Consider the following 5709-nt stretch of genomic DNA (forward strand, 5'->3'; position numbering starts at 1 on the left):
ACCCCAAACCCACAACGCGCAAACCAACGCTCTAACTTGGTTCGTTCAAAAAAAGAGGCAATATAGATAATAATAATACCGGCAACGGCAGCAATAATGCCAACTACCGGTACCGCTGTAGCTGGAAGCCATAATGTAAACAGTTTTAAGGACAATGCCGCACCTAGTATTATAGCTACTCCGCCAATTATTTTTAGCGTACCAGCTTTTCCTTCTCCTTCTCTGAACATTAAATTGAAACCTTTAATTACTTCCATCCCTCCATCAACTATTGTTAATAGAGCAAGTCCTTTACCGGCAATATTGACCAAATTATTGGTGATATTGAAAAAGTTGTTTATTCCCTTAGCCATTCTTAGGTTTTGCGTGGTGAGTCGACTTTCGCCGTGCGGAAAACGGGTTAAAAAATTGCTGACCCTTAATGCCGTTTTACCGGTTGCCATTTTGATAATATGCCCCACCACTTCAGCCGTCATACCATACAGCGCAATGTAACCCGAACAGACATCATAAAACAGAAAAGCTCGTGCTATTGGGTCGGTTTCGGATTGAAGTTGTTTTCGGTTCTCTTCTAATCCTTTCAGGGTGAACCCCAACATCACTACATTTAAAAAACTTTTGGCTAAACCATTCACTTTAATTTTTTGATTTTCTGTTGGAACATGGTTCAGTTTTTCATTTTTAACTTCTTTTAATGATGATTGTTGTAATTCATCCCCATTTGCCATTACCGCAATGTCAATATCCTGAGGAACGCGCGCGACAAATCGTCGAAATTTTTGGATAGGTAAAATATCTTCGTTTGCCAGCTTTTTAAAATCATCCAGTAAATTTTGCGGTACCCGTGCATTTTCTGTCACCATGCTCACGTCAAGTGTCACGGTTTTTTGTTTTAACACATTGTATTCAGCCCGGGTAAAACCTCGGGACTTGCCATTCAAATCCATAATATAAAATTTTGAATCGGCTTTATTAAAATAAAGGTTATCGCCCGTTGCTGTTTTTAAGTTGGTTTTAAAATTAACCCCACCGGTGACCGATATTTTGCCAATACTTTCAAAAACTTCGGCAATATGGGGCATGCGGATTTTTAACTTAACTTCGGTTACTTTTCCATCGGCTATTTTTGCCGCCAACTGTTTTAAACGACCGCTTACCAGTGTTTCGTTCAGTAATACATTGCTATTGCGGTATTCGGTGGCAATGCCTGAAGTGACATCCGTTGACAACGATAAAATATGATTACGAATAACATGCGCTAATAAGATATCCCCGTCGCTGGCATCGATATCTGCTCCAAAAATGTTATTCATGCTGTCAGCTAGCACTTTATCAAGATCACCACCGGATGATTCCGTACTGATTGAAGTGGATGAAGAATTATTATTTTCTGCCGTGTCACTGTCGTTTTGACCAAATAAATCCTTATCGTCACCCGCCAGAACTTGATAGTAGTAGCTGTCCGGATCGGAACAGAGTTCATCTTGTAAGGCTTTTACATCATCAGTCGGGGGGATATGACTGGATAACATTGTATGTGCATCATCCAGATAAAATTTATGAAAAGGTTTGAGTCGGTAGTCGAATTCAACTTCCCAAAAGCGGGTTTTGTTCCGCTCGGATATCACTACTTTTGACAGTTTCGAATTCATCCCTTCTCGACCAAATAACCAGCGTGCATAATTGGCATAGTCCCGCGAATATTTTTGAATAGTTTGGTTAACACTGTCAGTACTGTTTTTCCAGCTGCTGCGAAAACGTTCAAGCGCTTTCATGTCAAGCTGGGCTTTTAATTTTTTCCAGTGCTCCTGAAAATTGAGCTCTGCCGATTTTTCTTGCGGTATAAATTCGCATGGAGCGAGTATAGAATTAGTACAAATATCAATTTCACTGCGTGTTAAATTTGTCGATTGGCCGCCTCCGGCAAGATTTATAATAGTTTCTCTAATATAGCCGGATGACCTTTCCTTAAAAAATTGTTCTAATGATTTTTCATAACCGTCGATTGTTTGTTGTATTGTAAATTTATACTGACATTCTTCATCATATATTTGACTATAAATAAAGGGAACCCCGTTTTTTTCGTTGAGTTTTCCATTTAATCCTTTTTCACCGGTATAATTATTTTTTACTTCTCGCTGGTAATTGAGTTCTTCAACAATACCAAAATTATCTTCGACCAAAACTACCGGTACTTGGCAATTGTATTTGTCTTCCATATTGCTGGCAAAAATAAAATAACCCCAGTTCGATTCTTTACGGCTTTCAAAATGATGAATTGTGTAAAATCCGGTTGTTCTGAGGTCCTCGAAAACCAGTTCCGGTTGTAACGGAAACGGTGATGTTGAAAAGTCAGCATTATCGTTCCCCGACTTGTTATAACCCTCTGCCATCATAAATAAATCTTTCGCCCGTATCTGATCGGGTGATATTGTCTGAATGGCTTCTTCACTAAGATCAACATACGTAAAACGATCCAGAGCCGCTTCACCGCTAAGGTATTTTTCTCTTATCTTTTCTGTCCAGGGGTACTTACTGTAGGCTATCCAGGCTTTTTGGTATAAATTGGTATCGATATTGATAAATGATGCCGGTACATGGTGATTTGATTTGATACACGAAGCTGACATGGGCTCACATTTGTTAATGACCATGTTTTCCAGTGGTCTTTGTCTGAACACGCCTTCTGGCGTCACTTCATATCCGAGAAACTCTTTGTTACCTTCCTTGCTTTCAACCAATACATAAATATAGCCTTGTCTTACATTTCGTAAGGTATATTCATGCTCCTTAAGCAGGTTTTTAGGTTGCTTTGCAACATCTTCCGGCACTTTATTTGACCAGGGCACATTCCATGCTTTTTTACGGATGACTGACTTTCTCAGTAAGTATATTGGAAAACCTTCCCGATCACAGAGTCGACAATTTTTTTTGCATTCTGAGGTCAGCTTTTCTATGTCTTCGTTGATACTAATTTCATGTGTATTATTGTCGGTTTGCATTTCGTCTAAATCGTCTTGCTTTTGATTGTTTTGTTCCAAGTCCATTAGTTAACCTCTCCCCACTTTAATTGTCTTAATACTGATAAACTTTCTTTTAATGTGCCCGGTTGTTCAATTGCATTGAACACTGCTTTTTCCGTGGCTTTATTCGCCATTAAATCAATGTGATAAAATAAACTGGTCATGGCAAAGGCAAACTGATCTTCCAAATCAGACAGTCCAATATTTATCCCTTCCACCCATTTATCGGCCACTACCATAAGTAGCGTATCATCCGGTGTTGTGATGCGTTGTTTTTCTTTCAATGTTTTGAAGCAGAGATAAATGGGCTTGGAATATTGTTGAAACGAATGCGCCCTTTCACTTAATTGCGAAAACCCGAGCAGCTCATCTTGTTCAGATTTTTGGATGATTTTCAGTTTACCGCTAAGATTGAGATAACAGTATTGTGCTATCCCTTTAAGCTGTCGGGGTAGCCATTGCGGATAAATCTGATTAGCTTCGTGTAATAACTGCATACGGAACGGTTCATAATACGTTAAAAAACGAGGATTAATGGTTGGTATTTCCTGTGCCAGTCTTTCACCTGTTGCCACTAATTCTTCGGCTAATTCTGTCGGGGACAAGTCACTTGTTAACCACGCGCAAATATAGCGTTTGTCAAGATAGCGTTCGGTATTCGCTTCTTGTAAAGAAAGCGATAATAATTTGGGATTGAGCGCTTCATTTTTATCAGCCATTAGAATTAAATGGGGACAGTATTGTAAATTATGTTTAAAATCTGTCCGCAAAACCGGAACAATACGTTCTTTTTTGGCTGCTTTATCGGCGAGGGGATCAAAATAATAATTCTGAATATTGTCAACCGAGATTAAATTGTAATCGGGTAGAGGGCGTAATTTATCAACCAGTAAATAACGATTTTTATTGTTTTCATTCATCAAGTTGATAAATTTGTCTAAATGAGCTTTCATGACTATTTCCATTCATACTTTTTATTATGCAAATTGTACTATCTAAACTTTCATTATCGGTACAAAGCTTTTCTTATTATTTTAAAATAAAATTAACATTTATTTAACTATATTTTTTAAATAACTTAGATTAATAATCAGTTTAATGATTAAAATAGCGTTTTTTTGATTGTATTTACAATACCATTACCTATAATCCAATCGTTAAATTGTACAATTTGAAGAAAAAGCCCGATTTACTCCTACCCTGATTGGTTTGCTTTCCGTTTTTTAAACTAACGTTAGGATTATTCGACCGGATATACGGTTTTTGTTAGTTCATACTCTTGTTCTATTTGGGCTAGCTCTTCTTTTGAGCCCGCTTTCGATGCCTTGTCCAATCCTTCAATTTGTCTCGAGGTGATTTTTAGCCTCGGTTTTACTTGCATAAAGGTTTCGGCATCACGTGGGTAATAATTAAGGTATTGTAAACCTATTTGGTCTAAAGGTTCGTTCGTTCTAAACTCCATAAAGTGGCTTATCCAATCCCAATCGCCAGCTAAACAATCTGTTTCTCGAATATAAATATATTCTATGACTTCGTAACTACCAGGTTTGCAAGCTACTCCGTATAAAGAATTGTGTTCTATTGTTCCGCCCGAAGCAAAAGCCCCCGTAGATCGTTGCAATACACCATGAAAGCTTTCCCAATCATAAACCTTAATCTCAAATTTATTTAAATCATTGAATGAACATAGCGGCTTCCAAAATCTAAACATCCATTTTGTTGCCACCGCTTCGTAAAGGTAAACTTTACCTGTTTTGCGATTAAAACGAATTGGATTACTTACGGGAGCAAATTGACCAAAAAGAAGATTGAAAAGAATGAAATAAACAACCAGACCTCCCACTATAGATATAACAAACGACATTATAATCACCCATAAATCAATACTATTTTGATTTAATAAATAAAAAAATAACCAAATAAACGAAATTTCTGCACTTCCAAATAAAAAAAATCCGATATAGGGACCTATAATTTTTCGTTTACGAAATATTTCAAGGTAATTATCTGTCGCACATGCAATATAATTTGTAGAACCGAGTATCCCTCCTCCACTGGTTTTACTTAAATCTTGATTCCAACAAACAAGTTGCGGTTTGTAACGTGATGGCATTTTTTACTCCTGCTATCCTGATTGTTTTGCTTTCCATTTTTTAAACTAATGTGAAGATTATTCGACCGGATATACGGGTTTTGTTAGTTCATACTCTTGTTCTATTTGGGCTAGCTCTTCTTTTGAGCCCGCTTTCGATGCCTTGTCTAACCCTTCAATTTGTCTCGAGGTGATTTTTAGCTTCGGTTTGACTTGCATAAAGGTTTTGGCATCCCAAGGTTTATAATCAACGTATTCTAAGCCAGCTTGGTCTATGGGGTTATCAATGTCCGATTCCATAAAATTACAGATCCAATCCCAGTCCTCCGCAAAACAATTTGTTTTTCGAATATAAATATATTCAATCAATTTATAGCTATTAGGCTCACAAACAGCCCCAATTAAAGCATAATCTTCAAAGCTACCGCCTTTTACATTGACCACTGTTGAACCTTGTAATACGCCATAAAAGTTTTCCCAATCATAAACTTTTATATGAAATTTGTTTAAATCTTTAAAGGCTCTTCTCGGTGGCCATGCTTTAAACATCCATTTCATTGCCACCGCTTCGTAAAGATAAACCTTGCCTGTTTT

Annotated in this window: 4 protein-coding genes; all 4 read right to left on the minus strand. The window is 37.3% G+C overall.

Annotation, left to right across the window (positions count from 1 at the left end; all coding sequences use genetic code 11):
- Positions 1-3047 (minus strand): T6SS effector BTH_I2691 family protein (locus A9G10_RS04595; RefSeq protein ID WP_143425953.1); only part of this gene is annotated, 3047 nt, incomplete at its 3' end.
- Positions 3047-3976 carry a hypothetical protein gene (locus tag A9G10_RS04600; RefSeq protein ID WP_065558444.1) on the minus strand — a complete coding sequence of 310 codons (930 nt, stop codon included), beginning with the start codon at positions 3974-3976 and terminating at the stop codon, positions 3047-3049. The genes A9G10_RS04600 and A9G10_RS04595, both read right to left, overlap by 1 nt.
- A gap of 287 nt (positions 3977-4263) precedes the next feature.
- Complete coding sequence (locus A9G10_RS04605) at positions 4264-5136, minus strand: DUF6708 domain-containing protein (RefSeq protein WP_065558445.1); 873 nt, start codon at positions 5134-5136, stop codon at positions 4264-4266.
- Positions 5137-5193: 57 nt separating this feature from the next.
- On the minus strand, positions 5194-5709 hold a 516-nt coding region (locus tag A9G10_RS12770), incomplete at its 5' end, for a DUF6708 domain-containing protein (RefSeq protein ID WP_179855808.1).

This window comes from Gilliamella sp. wkB308, assembly GCF_001690185.1.
Taxonomy (GTDB): domain Bacteria; phylum Pseudomonadota; class Gammaproteobacteria; order Enterobacterales; family Orbaceae; genus Gilliamella; species Gilliamella apicola_I.

What these genes read in the sequence shown, in the direction of transcription:
- A9G10_RS04600 (WP_065558444.1), bottom strand. Translation starts at nt 3,976, where the DNA reads ATGAAAGCTCATTTAGACAAATTTATCAACTTGATGAATGAAAACAAT.
- A9G10_RS04605 (WP_065558445.1), bottom strand. Translation starts at nt 5,136, where the DNA reads ATGCCATCACGTTACAAACCGCAACTTGTTTGTTGGAATCAAGATTTA.